Annotated in this window: 15 protein-coding genes; 3 read left to right on the top strand and 12 right to left on the bottom strand. The window is 69.5% G+C overall.

Annotation, left to right across the window (positions count from 1 at the left end; all coding sequences use genetic code 11):
- The first annotated feature begins 291 nt into the window (after positions 1–291).
- Positions 292–966, top strand: a complete 675-nt coding sequence (lexA, locus tag DT073_RS08100) for a transcriptional repressor LexA (RefSeq protein ID WP_124292928.1) — start codon at positions 292–294, stop codon at positions 964–966.
- Positions 967–1,045: 79 nt separating this feature from the next.
- On the top strand, positions 1,046–3,025 hold the full coding sequence (locus DT073_RS08095; protein WP_124292927.1) for a dipeptidyl-peptidase 5: 1,980 nt from the start codon (positions 1,046–1,048) through the stop codon (positions 3,023–3,025).
- Positions 3,026–3,051: 26 nt separating this feature from the next.
- Here the strand turns inward: DT073_RS08095 and hflX are convergent, their stop codons facing one another.
- Positions 3,052–4,587 (bottom strand): GTPase HflX, encoded by a 1,536-nt coding sequence (gene hflX, locus DT073_RS08090; RefSeq protein ID WP_124292926.1) that lies wholly within the window; start codon positions 4,585–4,587, stop codon positions 3,052–3,054.
- A 122-nt stretch (positions 4,588–4,709) separates the two neighbouring features.
- Here hflX and DT073_RS08085 point away from each other — a divergent pair, with 122 nt between their 5' ends.
- A complete protein-coding gene (locus DT073_RS08085) occupies positions 4,710–5,351 on the top strand; it encodes a class I SAM-dependent methyltransferase (RefSeq protein WP_124292925.1) in 642 nt (213 codons plus the stop codon).
- A 10-nt stretch (positions 5,352–5,361) separates the two neighbouring features.
- Here the strand turns inward: DT073_RS08085 and dapF are convergent, their stop codons facing one another.
- From dapF to DT073_RS08030, 11 genes are all read right to left on the bottom strand, one after another.
- Entirely contained in the window at positions 5,362–6,213 is an 852-nt protein-coding gene (gene dapF, locus DT073_RS08080) for a diaminopimelate epimerase (protein ID WP_124292924.1), read from the bottom strand.
- A 42-nt stretch (positions 6,214–6,255) separates the two neighbouring features.
- Complete coding sequence (locus DT073_RS08075; RefSeq protein ID WP_124292923.1) at positions 6,256–6,681, bottom strand: GNAT family acetyltransferase; 426 nt, start codon at positions 6,679–6,681, stop codon at positions 6,256–6,258.
- Complete coding sequence (gene miaA, locus DT073_RS08070) at positions 6,678–7,637, bottom strand: tRNA (adenosine(37)-N6)-dimethylallyltransferase MiaA (RefSeq protein WP_124292922.1); 960 nt, start codon at positions 7,635–7,637, stop codon at positions 6,678–6,680. Before miaA ends, DT073_RS08075 begins: the two co-directional genes overlap by 4 nt.
- Entirely contained in the window at positions 7,634–9,184 is a 1,551-nt protein-coding gene (gene miaB, locus DT073_RS08065; protein ID WP_124292921.1) for a tRNA (N6-isopentenyl adenosine(37)-C2)-methylthiotransferase MiaB, read from the bottom strand. The genes miaA and miaB overlap by 4 nt, the downstream gene beginning before the upstream one ends.
- Positions 9,185–9,256: 72 nt before the next feature.
- Positions 9,257–9,979, bottom strand: coding sequence for a regulatory protein RecX (locus DT073_RS08060; RefSeq protein ID WP_124292920.1), 723 nt, complete (start codon positions 9,977–9,979; stop codon positions 9,257–9,259).
- Positions 9,979–11,025 (bottom strand): recombinase RecA, encoded by a 1,047-nt coding sequence (gene recA, locus DT073_RS08055; RefSeq protein WP_124292919.1) that lies wholly within the window; start codon positions 11,023–11,025, stop codon positions 9,979–9,981. The genes DT073_RS08060 and recA overlap by 1 nt, the downstream gene beginning before the upstream one ends.
- Positions 11,026–11,254: 229 nt before the next feature.
- Positions 11,255–11,479: a DUF3046 domain-containing protein gene (locus DT073_RS08050; protein ID WP_124292918.1), complete on the bottom strand. Its 225-nt coding sequence runs from the start codon at positions 11,477–11,479 to the stop codon at positions 11,255–11,257.
- Positions 11,480–11,492: 13 nt separating this feature from the next.
- On the bottom strand, positions 11,493–11,801 hold the full coding sequence (locus DT073_RS08045) for a helix-turn-helix domain-containing protein (RefSeq protein ID WP_124292917.1): 309 nt from the start codon (positions 11,799–11,801) through the stop codon (positions 11,493–11,495).
- Between the two features lie 150 nt (positions 11,802–11,951).
- Positions 11,952–12,464, bottom strand: a complete 513-nt coding sequence (locus DT073_RS08040) for a CinA family protein (protein ID WP_124292916.1) — start codon at positions 12,462–12,464, stop codon at positions 11,952–11,954.
- Positions 12,461–13,033 carry a CDP-diacylglycerol--glycerol-3-phosphate 3-phosphatidyltransferase gene (pgsA, locus tag DT073_RS08035; RefSeq protein WP_124292915.1) on the bottom strand — a complete coding sequence of 191 codons (573 nt, stop codon included), beginning with the start codon at positions 13,031–13,033 and terminating at the stop codon, positions 12,461–12,463. The genes DT073_RS08040 and pgsA overlap by 4 nt, the downstream gene beginning before the upstream one ends.
- The gene (locus DT073_RS08030) at positions 13,033–15,684 is read right to left on the bottom strand and encodes an FtsK/SpoIIIE family DNA translocase (protein WP_124292914.1); all 2,652 of its coding nucleotides are present in this window, start codon (positions 15,682–15,684) and stop codon (positions 13,033–13,035) included. Before DT073_RS08030 ends, pgsA begins: the two co-directional genes overlap by 1 nt.
- Positions 15,685–15,715: the final 31 nt, after the last annotated feature.

Here is a 15,715-nt window from a genome sequence, read left to right as displayed (position 1 = left end):
CCGTTCCCGGCTCAGCCGGTGTCGTTTCGGGTCTGGGTTCGCATCCACCCGTCGGCCGGGACGGGTGGATGCGAACCTCTCTTCCGAAGCTATCTTCGATGTGAAATGCTGTCAAGCGGGTCGGAATCCGTCGAACGATCGAACGCGACACGCGAGCGAGGTCCGGTGGACGCCGATCGGAACCGGATACGGTTTCGACGAGGACACCTCACCACCGACCTCCGACATTCGAAGACGCGACGATCACGTCACGGAGGACCGGGGCGGGATTCCGGGGAGACAGGAGCAGACATGAGCGAGCCGAACACCAAGCCGCAGACGCGGCGGCGCAAGAGCCTGAGCGACAAGCAGATGGCCATCCTCGAGGTGATCCAGCGCTCGATCGCCCGCCACGGCTATCCGCCGAGCATGCGCGAGATCGGCGACGCCGTCGGCCTGAAGTCGCTGTCCAGCGTCACCCATCAGCTCAATCAGCTCGAGTTAAGCGGATACCTCCGGCGCGACCCCGGCAAGACCCGGGCCATGGAGGTGCTCATCGACCTCCCCGGCACCGCCGCGGAGAACCCCGCCGACCGCACCCCGGCCGTGGGGGACGCCGCGCTCGTCCCGCTGGTCGGACGGATCGCCGCGGGTGTCCCGATCACGGCGGATCAGCAGGTCGAGGAAGTCTTCCCCCTCCCCCGACAGCTGGTCGGCAAGGGCGAACTGTTCATGCTGAAGGTCGCCGGCGATTCGATGATCGACGCGGCCATCTGCGACGGCGACTGGGTCGTCGTGCGTGCGCAGGGGACGGCCGAGAACGGCGAGATCGTGGCTGCCATGCTGGACGGAGAGGCGACCGTCAAGACGTTCCGTCAGCGTGACGGCCACACGTGGCTGCTCCCCCGCAACACCGCGTTCGAACCCATCCTGGGCGACGAGGCGATCATTCTGGGCAAGGTCGTCGCGATCCTTCGCGCGGTCTGACAGACGTCGGGGCCCCCCGACGACGTGGGGCCCGTAGCGATGCGGCGGGCCGCAACGTGGGGGCCCGTAACGTGGACGCATGGTCGAGCCTCTTCCTCACGACTCCGCGTCCGCCCCCGTCCGCACGCTCCCGTTCGGCACCTGGCCCTCACGCGTCACGGCGGACGCGGTGGCTGCCGCCTCGCCGCGGCTGGACGGCGCTCGATTCGTCGGGGAGGAGATCTGGTGGGCCGAGACGGTCCCCGAAGAGCAGGGGCGAACGACCGTGCGACGCGCACCGCGGGCGCCCGTCCCGGGCTCACAGGTCGACACGCTGCTTCCCGCTCCCTGGAATGTCCGCTCGCGTGTCCATGAGTACGGCGGCGGCGCATGGAGTGCCACCGCCGATGGCGGGCTCGTCTTCGTGGAGAAGTCGGATCAGCGGGTGTGGCTCCTCACTCCGGGGTCGGCTCCCACACCACTCACACCCGCCGTGTCGGGGCAGGCGCTCGGGGGTCTCCGTGTGTCCCGGGGGCGGCTGCTCGCGGTCCGAGAGGTCGTCGGTGAGGCCGTCAGCCACGACATCGTCGAGATCCCTCTCGACGGGTCGGCCGCCGACGACATCGACCGCGTGATCTCGTTGACGGCGGGGAGCGACTTCGTCGCGCAGCCTGCGCTCTCCCCCGACGGATCCGCTCTCGCGTGGCTCGCGTGGGATCACCCCCACATGCCCTGGGACCGGGCCGAGGTCCGAGTACGCCGACTCGACGACGGAGAACCTGCGGGGCGACGCGTCGCCGGAGGCACCTCCGCCGCTCTCCAGCCCGAATGGACGGCCGACGGCGCCCTCCTCTACGCCGACGACGCGAGCGGGTTCTGGAACCTTCACCGTCTCGGTCCCGCGGAAGACCGGCCGGAGATGATCGCCCCGGATGAACGCGACACCGGAGGTCCGCTGTGGGTGCTCGGATCACGGTGGTTCGCGCCGCTCGCCGACGGTGTCGCCGCCGTGCGCACGCGCGGCAGCGACGAGCTCGTCCACATCTCGTCAGGCGGCGTGGTCACCGGCATCCCTGTTCCGGCGGTGGGCAACCTCCTTGTGGAGGACGCAGAAGGCACCGACGTCCTCGTGTCAGGGAGCCCGGAAGACGCTCCCGCGGGGCTGTGGCGCATCGATCTGCGCGAGCCGTCGCGACCGGGCGTCCACCTTCTGACAGGCGGCCGCTGGCAAGACGACGGCTTGTCCGCATGGGTGCCCCGGCCCCGACGATTCACCGTCGACGGGCGCCATGGCGTCGTCCATGCGGTCGAGTTCCCCCCGACCCACCCGGAGGTGAAGGGACCCGAAGACGCCCTTCCCCCGTACGTCGTGCTCGTCCACGGCGGTCCGACCGCTCACGCCCCCGGTGTGGTCAGCCCGAAGACGCTCTTCCTGACCTCGCGTGGGATCGGCGTGGTCGAGGTCAATTACGGAGGCTCGAGCGGTTTCGGTCGCGAATACCGCGAACGTCTGCGCGGCCGCTGGGGCGTCGTCGATGTCGACGACGTCGTCGACATCGCCCGTTTCCTCGCTGCGGACGGAACCGCCGACCCCGCCCGCATCGCGATCGCCGGCGGATCGGCAGGAGGCTGGACGGTGCTCGGGGCGCTGGTCGCCTCCGATGCATTCGGCGCCGGCATCTCGCGGTACGGCGTGGCCGATGCCCGCCTGCTCGCGTCCGAGACGCACGACTTCGAATCGCGCTACCTCGATGGCCTCATCGGCCCGCTTCCCGCCAGCGAGGCGGTCTACCTGGAGCGTTCACCGCTGACCCACGCCCACCGCATCCAGACTCCTGTGCTGCTGCTGCAGGGAGAGGAGGACGCCGTGGTTCCGCCCTCGCAATCCGAAGCCATCCGCGATGCGCTGCGCGCCGGAGGCGTGCCCCACGCCTACGTCCTCTACCCCGGTGAAGGGCACGGATTCCGCCGCAGCGAGACCGTCGTCGACATGGTGCGCACAGAGCTCGCCTTCTTGGGCGCCGCCTTCGGTTTCACCCCGGCGGACGTCTCGCCGCTCGACCTCGAGCCGACCAGCTGAACTGGTCGCAGGGGTTCTGCGAGCCGTCAGATTCGGAACGGTGCGAGTTCGGCAGCGAGCCGCTCACCGACGTGGACGTGGAGGTAGGTTCCCTCCGCCCTGTGCTCCTCGCTGAGGATGAGACCGGAATCGTGCGCGGCCGACACCAAGTCACCGCGATCGTAGGGGACCACAGCCTGCACCTCGACAGCAGGCAGCGGCAAGGCGTCTTCGATGGCCGCGCGCAGCTCCTCGATTCCCTCGCCCGTGCGCGAGGACACGAAGTGCGCGTCGGGCACGAGGCCGCGCAGCACCAGCCGGGTGTCGGCGTCGACGAGGTCGGCCTTGTTGAACACCACGATCTCGCGGGTGTCGCGCGCACCGACATCGCCGATCACGTCTCGCACCGTCTGCAGCTGTGCGCCCGGATCGGGGTGGGCGCCGTCGACGACGTGCACGATCACATCGGCGCCGCCGACCTCCTCCAGGGTGGAGCGGAACGCCTCGACGAGCTGGTGCGGGAGGTTCCGAACGAATCCGACGGTGTCGGAGATCGTGTAGACCCGGCCGTCTGATGTCTCCGAGCGGCGCACGGTGGCATCAAGTGTCGCGAACAGCGCGTTCTCGACGAGCACGCCCGCGCGCGTCAGCCTGTTCAGGAGGCTGGACTTCCCGGCGTTGGTGTACCCCGCGATGGCCACCGACGGGATCGTGTTCCGTTTGCGTTCGGCCCGCTTGGCATCGCGCGCAGGGGCGAACTGACGGATCTGCCGCCGGAGGTGCGCCATGCGCGTGCGGATGCGGCGCCGGTCGAGTTCGATCTTGGTCTCACCAGGACCGCGTGACCCCATTCCTGCTCCGGCGGCACCGACCTGGCCACCGGCCTGTCGGCTCATCGATTCACCCCACCCGCGCAGTCGCGGGAGCAGGTACTCGAGCTGGGCGAGCTCGACCTGGGCCTTGCCCTCGCGGCTCTTGGCGTGCTGGCTGAAGATGTCGAGGATGACGGCGGTCCGATCGATCACCTTCACCTTCACGACATCCTCGAGTGCGCGCCGCTGGCTCGGGGCCAGTTCGGCGTCGGCCACGACGGTGTCAGCACCGGCGGCGGCGACGATGTCGCGCAGTTCTTCGGCCTTGCCGCGTCCGACGTAGGTCGCCGGGTCGGGGTTCGGGCGACGCTGGAGCACGCCGTCGAGCACGACGGCGCCCGCCGTCTCGGCGAGGGCGGCCAGTTCGCGCAGCGAGTTCTCCGCCTCCTCCTGTTCACCCTGGGGATGAACGCCCACCAGCACGACATTCTCCAGACGCAGCTGTCGGTACTCGACCTCGGTGACGTCTTCGAGCTCGGTCGAGAGCCCGGGTACGCGGCGCAGCGCCGCGCGCTCCTCGCGATCCCACTGGTCTCCGTCCGAATCGTCGGAGACGACCGTCGAGGCATCCTGGAGCGCCTGGGCGGGCGCGAGGGCGCGCGATCCGGCGTCGGTGAAGGTCGTGGTCCGCGCGCCGCTGCGCGTCTCCGCGCGAGCGAGCACACGGTCGACCGGGTCGACGGCGTCGTCGGTGGGGATCTGTTCTGTCATGGGGTCCTTCCGGATGATCCGCGTATGTGGTGCAGGCGTCGGGCGGGACATCCGTCTGCGGAAAGGGATTCGTCGACTCTAGCCTCCCGCGCCGGAGACCACCTCCGCTACGCTCGACAGCCATGGGGAGCGACCACTATTTCAGCGCGTCGCCCGCCAGCCCCGAGAATCTGCGTCGGATACGGGTGCTGCTCGCCGGCCGGGAGGTGGAGGTCACCACCGCGGGAGGGGTGTTCAGCCCCGACCGGTTGGACGGTGGGACTGCGGTCCTGCTCGCCAATACGCCGCCCTCACCGCCGGGCGGCAATCTGCTCGATCTCGGGTGCGGGTGGGGACCGATCGCGTTGTCTCTCGCGATGACCTCGCCGCACGCCACCGTGTGGGCGGTCGACGTCAACGAACGGGCCCTGGATCTGGTGCGTCGCAACGCCCAGTCCCTGGGGCTCGACAACGTCAACGCCGCGACGCCCGACGATGTTCCCGATGACATCGGTTTCCGCACCATCCGATCGAACCCCCCGATCCGCGTCGGGAAATCCGAGCTCCACGGTCTGCTGGAGCGATGGATCCCTCGGCTGGACGAGCGGTCCGACGCCTGGCTCGTCGTCCAGCGCAACCTCGGTTCGGATTCACTGCAGCGATGGCTGGCAGCGACGCTCGAGCCCGGGTTCTCCGTGCATCGCGCCGCCACCGGGCGGGGATTCCGGGTCATCCGGGTACGCCGCCACGGCATGCCGCCGACCGGGCCGATCGCGCTGCCCTGACCCGTCGCGATCAGGCGAGGGTGATCTCGCCGGTGAAGACCAGCGCAGCCGGACCCGACAGCAGGACCCGCTCCTCCACGACGCGCACCGCGAGCGTGCCGCCGGGCACCTGCACGCTCCAGCGATCGGGTGCACCTCGGCCCGCCCAGTGCCGGACCGCGAGCGCCGCCGCGGCGACCCCCGTGCCGCAGCTGAGGGTCTCGCCCACTCCTCGTTCGAACACCCGCATCCGGATGACCCCCACCCCATCGCGCACGAGCGGGTCGGCGGGGACGACGAACTCGATGTTCGCGCCGGCCGGCGGGTCGGGGTGGAGCATCGGGCGAACGGCGAGATCCAGTCGCTCGAGCTCACTCTCGGACTGCAGCGCCACCACGACGTGCGGATTGCCGACGTCGATGCCGAGCCCCGGCCGCGGGATGTCCAGTCCGCGCGCGCGAACAAGGGTCTCCTCGGGCTCCACCGACCATGCGCCGAGGTCGACCTCGTAGCCGAGTTCGCTGCGGGTGAGCGTCTTCACTCCCGCTCGCGTGCCGATGAGGACGGAGCCGTCGAAGCGCGCCAGCCCGGCGTCTTCGAGGTAGCGGGCGAACACGCGGATGCCGTTTCCGCACATCTCCGCCGCCGAGCCGTCGGCGTTGCGGTAGTCCATGAACCATTCCGCATCGACGGTCGCTGCACCCTCGGGGAGGGATGTGCTGCGGACGACGCGCAGGATGCCGTCAGCCCCGATGCCGAAACGGCGGTCGCACAGCACGGCGACCTGGTCATCTGAGAGCTCGAGCCGGCCGTCGGGATCTTCGACGATGACGAAGTCGTTTCCCGTGCCGTGGCCCTTCGTGAACGACACCGCGTGAGGCATGAACCCAGCCTAGGCGTCCGCCCTGTGGTCGTCCGCGCGGGGTCAGTCTTCGATGAGGCGCTTGCCCGTCGCCCAGGTGTCGAAGTGCTCGAAGCCGAGGGCCTCGTAGAAGCCCTGTGCAACGCCGTTCTCGGGCCTCACCATCAACTGCACCTTCGGGCACCCCATCTCGAGGAGAAGCTCCTCGGCACGCTCGACCAGGCTCCGGGCGATGCCCTGACCGCGGTGGTGCGGGTCGCTCGCCAGGTAGTACAGCCAGCCGCGATGACCGTCGTAGCCGGCCATGACCGTTCCGACGATGTGACCGTCCTCACCCACGGCGACGAGGAAGAGCTCGGGCTGGACCCGGAGCTTGCGGGCGATGTCCTGGTACGGGTTGTTCCAGGGCCGTGTGAGACCGGTGGTCTGCCAGAGGAGGACGACCGCGTCGGTGTCGCCGGGAGCGAAGGACCGGATCTGCAGGCTCATGCCATCGAGCCTGCCAGACTCTCCGCCGCCGTCGCGCCGTCCATCCACGTGACGCCGTCGTATCGTCGGAACCACGACACCTGCCGCCGGGCGTAGCGGCGCGTGAGCGCCTGCGTCTGCGTGATCGCCTCACCACGGTCGATCTCGCCCCGCACCTGGGCCAGAGCCTGTGCGTAGCCGATGGCCCGCGGCGCGGTGGTGCCCTGCTCGAGACCGACGCGGCGAAGATCCCTCACCTCGTCGAGCAGCCCCTCATCCCACATCCGCTCGACCCGGCGATCGAGGGTTTCGACGAGTTCACGACGGTCGCGCTCGAGACCGAGGAGCCTGGTGCGCGGGTACCACAGGGTCTGCGTCTCGGGAAGGGCGCCGCCGTGCGTGCTGTCGCCCTGGGCGATCACCTCGAGGGCCCGGATGATCCGACGCGTGTTGCGGGGGTCTATCCGGGCGGCGGCTGCCGGGTCCGCGCGCCGCAGTCGCTCGTACAGCGCGGCGGGTCCGACCCGGTCGAGCTCGGCCTCGAGGGCGTCTCTCAGCGCCTCGTCGCGCGGCGGGAACCGGAAGTCGAACACGACCGCCGAGACGTACAGACCCGATCCGCCGACGAGGACCGCGTCCGCGCCCCGCGCGTGTAGGGAATCGATGACGCCGCGTGCGGCGGACTGGTACCACGCCACGGCCGCGTCGTCGGTGACATCGAGCACATCGAGGAGGTGATGGGGGATGCCGCGGCGCTCGCCCTCGGGGATCTTGGCGGTTCCGATGTCCATCCCCCGGTACAGCTGCATCGCGTCCGCTCCGACGATCTCCGCGTCACGACCGGCGGCGCGCAGCGCCTCGACGAGGTCGAGCGCGAACGCCGATTTCCCGGTGCCCGTCGCACCGATGACACTCCAGAGCCGAGGGCCGTCGGCGGCCTCACGGTCTGACGGGGAGGCGTCGGGCGCGGTCTTCACTCGCCGATGCGCAGCGTGGGAAGGCCCAGGGACACCGCTCGAGGTGCTCCTGCTTCGGCACCCGGTGTCGGCACAGCGCACGATTGGGCCTGAGCCCTGTCCCACGCGTCGCCCGCGCGCGTGCGCCGGATGCGGAGCCGATCGCCCGCGGGCGCGTCGGCGAGGAGGTGGAAGGGGGCGGCATGGGTGATGATCGCCGTCACCACATCGCCGGGACGTGGGAGCGGAGAATCGGCCGGAACCTCGAAGTGGACGAGTCGGTTGTCCTCGGCGCGTCCGGTCAGCCGGTGGGTGGCCGCATCCTTCTTGCCCTCGCCGCTGGAGACCAGAACCTCGACCTCGCGACCGAGCTGCCCTCGGTTCTCCTCCAGACTGATCCGCTCCTGAAGGGCGACGAGGCGCTCGTAACGCTCCTGGACGACCGACTTGGGAACCTGATCCGGCATCGTCGCGGCCGGGGTGCCCTCGCGGATGGAGTACTGGAAGGTGAAGGCGCTGGCGAAGCGCGACTGCTCGACGACGCGGAGGGTGTCTTCGAAATCCTCGTCGGTTTCGCCGGGGAAGCCGACGATGATGTCGGTGCTGATGGCCGCGTGCGGGATGCGGGCGCGCACCCGATCCAGGATGTCGAGGAACCGCTCGCTGCGGTAGGACCGTCGCATCGCCTTGAGGATCCGGTCGCTGCCCGACTGCAACGGCATGTGCAGCTGCGGCATGACTGCGGGGGTCTCGGCCATCGCGTCGATGACATCGTCGGTGAAGGCTGCGGGATGCGGGCTGGTGAAGCGGATGCGCTCGAGGCCGTCGATCGCGCCGGCGGCCCGGAGGAGTTTGCCGAAGGCCTGCCGGTCACCGAATTCGACGCCATAGCTGTTGACGTTCTGCCCGAGGAGGGTGACCTCGATCGCGCCGTCGTCGACCAGCATCCGGATCTCACTGAGGATGTCGCCGGGACGCCGATCCTTCTCCTTGCCGCGGAGGTGGGGGACGATGCAGAACGTGCACGTGTTGTTGCACCCGACGGAGATCGAGACCCAGCCGCTGTGGATGTGGTCGCGCTTCGTGGGAAGCGTCGACGGGAACACGTCGAGCGCCTCGAGGATCTCGAGCTCCGCCTCGTCGTTGTGGCGCGCACGCTCGAGAAGACGCGGGAGCGAGCCCATGTTGTGGGTGCCGAAGACGACGTCCACCCAGGGCGCCTTGTCGAGCACGGTCTGCTTGTCCATCTGAGCCAGGCACCCGCCGACCGCGATCTGCATCCCCTCGCGCGCGTCTTTGCGCGACTTCAGATGCCCGAGCGTGCCGTACAGCTTCCCTGCGGCGTTGTCGCGCACGGCACACGTGTTGATCACCACCACGTCGGCTTCCTCGCCGGGCCGCGCGGGCAGATATCCCGCGCTCTCGAGCGAGCCCGAGAGGCGCTCCGAGTCATGCACGTTCATCTGGCAGCCGAAGGTGCGCACCTCGTAGGTGCGGGCGCTGCCGTCTCGAGTCACGGCGGCGGGCGAAGGGGCGACCAGGGTGGGCGCGGCGGAGGGAGTAGACATGGTGCCTGCAATTCTAAGAGCCCGGATTCTCCCAGCCGGAATCTGCTGGGCTGCCATCTTCCGCGCCGACGCTCACCCGAGCTCGCGCGCCTCCTGGAGGGCCGTACGCGCCGCGGTGAGAGCCGAGGAACCCCCGAATCCGCGGCGGGCGAGCTGGCCGGCAAGGCGTCGCAGAGCCACGTCGTGATCGAGCCTGGCCAGACTCCGAGCCTTGCCCCGGGCGAACTCCAGTGCCCGTTCGTCGTCGTCATCGGGCATCTCCGCCAGCGCCGCATCGGCGACATCGCGCTCCACCCCTCGCTGCGCCAGACGGCGGGCGATGGCCCGGCGACCTTCGCTCTTGCGGGCCACGCCGCTCCACACGACCTGTTCGGCGAGGCGGCCATCGTCGAGGTAGCCGCGCTCGCAGAAGACCGCGACGAGCTCGGCCGCCGCCTCGCGACTCAGCCCGCGTGAGACGACGAAGGCTTCCGCCTCACGGACGGAAAGGCCCCGGGCGCCGAGCCGCCGCAGCAACGCCCTTTCCACCCCCGCCGCGTCGACGGGGTGGGTGGCGGTCTCAGTGTCGGTGTCGATGTCGGCACCGTTCTCGACGTTCGCCGCACTGCTCCCGCCACGTCGCCTCGAGGAGGGGCGCTCCACGCGACCGGACGTCATCGTCGTGCCGGCCGACGGACCGCGCGCTGCCCGCCCAGCCGACGGGTGAGCGGGGGGCGCGTCGGGCGTCGAGCCGGTGAAGAGCGGGATGACGGGGGCGAGGCCTCCCTCGCCCCCGCTCTCGACGAAGCGGACCATCAGGCCGGGCGACGCGCCGCGAGCTCGTCGGCGACCGCGCCCCCGCGGGGCTGGCCGATGCCGAGCTTGTCCTTGATCTTCGTCTCGATGTCGGCGGCGATGTCGTCGTTCTTGAGCAGGAAGTTCCGGGCGTTCTCCTTGCCCTGGCCGAGCTGCTCCCCGTCGTACGTGTACCAGGCGCCCGACTTCTTCACGATCCCGTGCTCGACGCCGAAATCGATGAGGCTTCCCTCTCGCGAGATACCGACGCCGTAGAGGATGTCGAACTCGGCCTGCTTGAACGGCGGCGCCATCTTGTTCTTGACCACCTTGACGCGCGTGCGGTTGCCGACAGCCTCGGTACCGTCCTTGAGCGTCTCGATACGACGGATGTCCAGGCGCACCGACGCGTAGAACTTCAGCGCCTTTCCACCGGCGGTGGTCTCGGGAGACCCGAAGAACACGCCGATCTTCTCGCGCAGCTGATTGATGAAGATCATCGTGGTGTTCGTCTGATTGAGCCCACCGGTCAGCTTGCGAAGCGCCTGCGACATGAGCCGTGCTTGGAGACCGACGTGGGAATCGCCCATCTCACCCTCGATCTCGGCCTTCGGCACGAGCGCCGCGACGGAGTCGATGACCACGAGGTCGATCGCTCCCGAGCGGACGAGCATGTCGGCGATCTCGAGCGCCTGCTCACCCGTGTCGGGCTGCGACACCAGCAGCGAGTCGATGTCGACTCCGAGCTTCTTGGCGTAATCGGGGTCGAGCGCGTGCTCGGCGTCGATGAACGCGGCGATGCCGCCGGAGCGCTGCACGTTCGCGATCGCATGCAGAGTGAGCGTGGTCTTACCGGAGGATTCCGGACCGTAGATCTCGATGATCCGGCCGCGGGGAAGCCCGCCGACGCCGAGGGCGACGTCCAACGCGATGGAGCCGGTGGAGATGACCTCGACGGGAGCGCGCTCGTCACCGCCGAGGCGCATCACCGAGCCCTTTCCGAACTGCCGGTCGATCTGAGCGAGAGCCGTTTCGAGGGCTTTCTCGCGGTCGGCGGGTGATGGCATGGCGTGCTCCTTCTGCTCGCGTTCCGTCGCCTGTAGGCTGCCGCGCTCTGCACCGGATGATGCGGACGCTGCGGCAAGGCGGAGGTGTCGTTCGACGCGATTCACGGTACGAGGGGCCTCCGACATCGACCGTCGACCCGGACCATTCCGTGGATAACCACCGTGCGACACCTGCTGTGCAGGAGCCTACGGCGATCTCGAACGCATCTTCGACGACACGCCGCGGGACTCAGCCGCGCCGCGGCTCCAGCCGTCCCACGCCGTACCAGCGCTCGGGAGGCACGTCGGCCGCTGCGCAGAGGGCGCGCCACACGTCGCGGGGCGCCGTCCCGGCTTCGAGAGCCTCGGCGGCGGTGCGGTCGCCGAGATCGGACAGCACGAGGTCGGCTGTCAGCGAAGGGCCTCGAGGTCCGAACTCTGCTTCGACGGCGCGCTGGAACTCGCTGCGGCGCATGGATGATCGCGCGTCAGCGCAGCGAAAGCTCGGCGTCCACGGACGCGACCAGGTCGTCGGGCACGACGTCGGGGAAGGTCTGCAGGCCCTCGAGGACGGCGATGCGATCGCCTACTTCGCGCATGATCGTGGAGATCGGGACGTCCAGCGCTTCGGCGACCGACGCGAGGATCTCGCTCGAGGCCTCCTTCTGGCCGCGCTCGACCTCGCTGAGATATCCGAGGGCGACGCTTGCACGACTGGCGACCTGGCGGAGGGTGCGGCCCTTCTGCTGGCGGAGGTCACGCAGGACTTCGCCGATCTCGTGACGTACCAGGATCATGTGGGTCCCCTCCTTACCGTTGATTCCGCCGCTGTCCGGGTGGACAACGGTACAACACCGATGCAGTCACACTAATCCCGTGCGCTGGGTGATGGGTGGGAATCACCGAATGTAACCGAGCGGAAACACGACATGTTCCCGATCCGTCGATCACGTCCGTGCCCGCACCTCGTCCAGTGCCCGGCGAACCGTCTCCGCGCGGATCTCGGCCCGTGTCCCCTGCAGTTCGAGAGGCACCACCACCGATGTTTCCGGGGTGCGGATGCCGACGAAGACGGTACCCACCGGCTGGCCGTCCTGCGGGTCGGGCCCGGCGACGCCGGTCGTCGAGACTCCGACATCCGCCCCCAGCCGGTCTCGCACCCCGCCGGCCATCTGCAGCGCGACTTCGGGATCCACCGCCCCCCGGGCGTCGAGGAGGGAGTCGTCGACGCCGAGCAGATGATGCTTCAGATCCGTGGCGTACGCGGTCACTCCCCCGCGCACGAGCGAGGACGCCCCCGGTACCGAGACCAGCGCGGCGACGAGCAGTCCCCCGGTCAGGGACTCGGCGACGGCGATGGTCCACCCGCGGCGCGCGAGTGCGTGCAAGAGAGCGGATGCCGCCGCATCCCCCTCCCCTCCGTCGCGACCGTCGGGGAGGTCGACGTCCCGGCCTGTCATGAGCCCCCCCGGGCGCGGCGCGCGCCGCGCACCTCGCTGATGACGTAGTCGATGCCGCTGGCGATGGTGAGGATGACGGCGACCGTCATCGTCACGCCGTTCGCCCACCAGATCCACTCACCGACGAGCGGCGCGAGGGGCAGCAGGGCCAGCGACAATGCCACCGACTGCGCGACGGTCTTGAGCTTGCCCATCCATGCTGCGGCGAGAACGTGGTCGCTGACGACCATGAACCGGTACACCGTGATGCCGATCTCGCGGATCAGCACGACGATGGTGATCCACCACGGCAGCTCGCCGAGGATCGACAGGCCGATGAAGGCGAACCCGGTGAGCACCTTGTCCGCGATGGGATCGAGGAGCTTGCCGAGGTCGGTGACGATGTCGTGGCGCCGCGCGATCCACCCGTCGACGCCGTCGGTGGCGATCGCGACGATGAACAGCGCCGCCGCCCACCACCGCAGCGCCCCGTCTGCACCGTCGTCGATGAGAAGCATCGCGAGGAAGACGGGTGCGACGAGGATCCGCACGACGGTGATGATGTTCGGCAGCTGCCTCGGCACGGCCATCAGTCGCGCCCCGTCAGATCCCACGCATCTTCACCGGCGTCGGCGTCGACCACGGGAAGACCTTCGAACTGGGCGTCGACGGGATCGACGTCATCGTCGGGCACGTCCTCCCCGCGCAGCCTCGCGAGGACCCCGGGCAGCTGTTCGGCGGTGACGAGGACGTCGCGGGCCTTCGACCCCTCGGACGGACCGACGATCTCACGCGACTCGAGCAGGTCCATCAACCGCCCCGCCTTGGCGAAACCGACGCGGAGCTTCCGCTGCAGCATCGAGGTCGAGCCGAACTGCGTCGAGACCACGAGCTCCGCAGCGGCCAGCAGGAGCTCGAGGTCATCGCCGATGTCGGCGTCGATCTCCTTCTTCTCCGCCGCCGCGGCGACATCCGGTCGATACTCCGGACGCGCCTGCTGGGTGACGTGCTTGACGACCTTCTCGATCTCGGCCTCGCTGACCCACGCGCCCTGCACGCGGATGGCCTTCGAAGTGCCCATCGGCAGGAACAGTCCGTCTCCCTGCCCGATGAGCCGGTCGGCACCGGGCTGGTCGAGGATGACGCGGGAATCGGTGACGCTCGTGACGGCGAACGCGAGCCGTGAGGGCACATTGGCCTTGATCAGACCCGTCACGACATCCACCGAGGGGCGCTGGGTCGCCAGCACCAGGTGGATGCCGCTGGCACGCGCCAGCTGGGTGATGCGCACGATCGAATCCTCGACGTCGCGGGGCGCGACCATCATGAGATCTGCGAGCTCATCGACGACGACGAGCAGGTAGGGGTAGGGCTTGAGGACGCGCTCGCTGCCGGCCGGCAGCTGCACCTCCCCGGCTCGGACGGCACGGTTGAAGTCGTCGATGTGGCGGAACCCGAACGACGCGAGGTCGTCGTACCGCATGTCCATCTCCTTCACCACCCACTGCAGCGCCTCGGCGGCCTTCTTGGGGCTGGTGATGATGGGCGTGATCAGGTGCGGGACGCCTGCATAGGAGGTCAGCTCGACGCGCTTCGGATCGATCAGGACCATGCGGACATCGGCCGGTTTGGCGCGCATGAGCAGGCTCGTGATCATCGAGTTGACGAAGCTCGACTTGCCCGACCCGGTGGAACCGGCCACCAGCAGGTGGGGCATCTTCGCGAGGTTCGCCACGACGTAGCCGCCACCGACATCCTTGCCGACACCGATGGTCATGGGGTGGGTCGACTGGGTGGCCGCGCCCGATCGGAGGACGTCGCCGAGGGTGACGATCTCCCGGTCGGTGTTGGGGATCTCCACGCCGATCGCGCTCTTGCCGGGGATCGGCGCGAGGATGCGCACCTCGTTCGAGGCCACGGCGTAGGCGATGTTGTTCGTGAGGGCGGTGATGCGCTCGACCTTGACCCCCGGGCCCAGCGCGATCTCGTACTGGGTGACCGTCGGGCCACGCGAGAAGCCGGTGACGCGCGCGTCGACCTGGAACTGATCGAGGACGCCGGTGATCGCGGCGACGACGGCGTCGTTCGCGGCGGAGCGTTCGCGGTGCGGTGTGCCGGCAGCGAGCGCGGCGACGGACGGGAGCCGGTAGGGGGCATCGGACGAGGTGAGCCCACCCTCCGTCCCGAGGCCTGAGAGCCCGGGAAGATCGTCGCCGGGATCGTCCGGAGCGGTGTCGTCGCGCAGGGCTGTGGGCTCACCACCACGGGGCGCGGCCGGAAGAGGCGGACGGGCGGGGATGATCTCGGTGACGGCATCGGTTGCGGGCGCGACGGGCGTGATCGCCTGCTCGAACCCGCCTTCGGCGGCACCCGGGGTCAGGAGGGCGGTCAGGTCGTCCGAGGACAGGTCGCTCTCGACGTCCTTCTCTCGGCCGGTGCGATTGCGACGCCACCACGGCAGCGAATCGGTGCGCTCGTCGCCGTCACCGTCACCGTCACCGTCGGCCGCCGATGCCCCTGACGCGCGCTCCGGCGCAGGTTCGGCACCGAACATCCAGGCATAGAGCTCTCCCAGCCGGCGGCCGATCCGGTTCGGCGGAGTCTTGGTGAGGATGAGGATGCTGAGGATCGCGAGCAGGCCGAGCGCGATGCATCCGCCGACGTCCGTCAGCAGCAGCGCAAGAGGCTCGCCCACCATCCAGCCGAGCACGCCACCGGCCTCGCTGAGGGCCGGAAGCCCCTGCCGCGGTTCGGGGCGGCCGCCCAGCACGTGACAGAACCCCGCGACGGTCAGAACGAACAGGGCGAAGCCGATACCGATGCGCCCGTTGTCATGCACGGACGGAGGATGGCGGAACAGCCATCCGGCCAGCAGGATCAGGAAGACCGGCAGGAGGAACGCCTCGCGGCCGATCAGCCCGCCGGCGGTGTAGGCGCTGATCGTGCGGGCGACCTCGGACCCGATGAAGAACCACTCCACCACCGCGCCGGCGACCGCCAGCAGCACCAGCAGGAACGGGAAGCCGTCGCGCCGCTGATCCTTCTCGAGCGATTCAAGTCCGAAGGCGCGGAAGAGGCCACCCACCCCATGGGCGAGACCGAGCCACGCACGCACGACCACGGGGGGACGTTCGGCGTCGTCGACGTAGGCCTTCGGAGCGGGCGCGGCTTTGCGAGCGCGCGTCGGGGCGCCCTTCGCGGGCGCTCGACCGCTCTTGGTCGGGCTGGTACTCCTGGCCATGGTTCGAGCGTAGGCGCCGGAACCCGCCTTC

It is taken from the genome of Microbacterium sp. ABRD28, from assembly GCF_003850245.1.
In the GTDB taxonomy this organism is placed as follows: domain Bacteria; phylum Actinomycetota; class Actinomycetes; order Actinomycetales; family Microbacteriaceae; genus Microbacterium.
Note: the sequence above shows the minus strand (reverse complement) of the source record. Positions and strands in the feature narration are given on the sequence as shown.

Coding starts and splice junctions, on each gene's coding strand:
- miaB (WP_124292921.1), bottom strand. CDS start 9,184: ATGTCTACTCCCTCCGCCGCGCCCACCCTGGTCGCCCCTTCGCCCGCC.
- DT073_RS08075 (WP_124292923.1), bottom strand. CDS start 6,681: ATGAGCCTGCAGATCCGGTCCTTCGCTCCCGGCGACACCGACGCGGTC.
- pgsA (WP_124292915.1), bottom strand. CDS start 13,033: ATGGCCGTGCCGAGGCAGCTGCCGAACATCATCACCGTCGTGCGGATC.
- DT073_RS08060 (WP_124292920.1), bottom strand. CDS start 9,979: ATGGTCCGCTTCGTCGAGAGCGGGGGCGAGGGAGGCCTCGCCCCCGTC.
- DT073_RS08045 (WP_124292917.1), bottom strand. CDS start 11,801: ATGATCCTGGTACGTCACGAGATCGGCGAAGTCCTGCGTGACCTCCGC.
- DT073_RS08030 (WP_124292914.1), bottom strand. CDS start 15,684: ATGGCCAGGAGTACCAGCCCGACCAAGAGCGGTCGAGCGCCCGCGAAG.
- DT073_RS08040 (WP_124292916.1), bottom strand. CDS start 12,464: ATGACAGGCCGGGACGTCGACCTCCCCGACGGTCGCGACGGAGGGGAG.
- hflX (WP_124292926.1), bottom strand. CDS start 4,587: ATGACAGAACAGATCCCCACCGACGACGCCGTCGACCCGGTCGACCGT.
- DT073_RS08095 (WP_124292927.1), top strand. CDS start 1,046: ATGGTCGAGCCTCTTCCTCACGACTCCGCGTCCGCCCCCGTCCGCACG.
- recA (WP_124292919.1), bottom strand. CDS start 11,025: ATGCCATCACCCGCCGACCGCGAGAAAGCCCTCGAAACGGCTCTCGCT.
- DT073_RS08050 (WP_124292918.1), bottom strand. CDS start 11,479: ATGCGCCGCAGCGAGTTCCAGCGCGCCGTCGAAGCAGAGTTCGGACCT.
- DT073_RS08085 (WP_124292925.1), top strand. CDS start 4,710: ATGGGGAGCGACCACTATTTCAGCGCGTCGCCCGCCAGCCCCGAGAAT.
- lexA (WP_124292928.1), top strand. CDS start 292: ATGAGCGAGCCGAACACCAAGCCGCAGACGCGGCGGCGCAAGAGCCTG.
- dapF (WP_124292924.1), bottom strand. CDS start 6,213: ATGCCTCACGCGGTGTCGTTCACGAAGGGCCACGGCACGGGAAACGAC.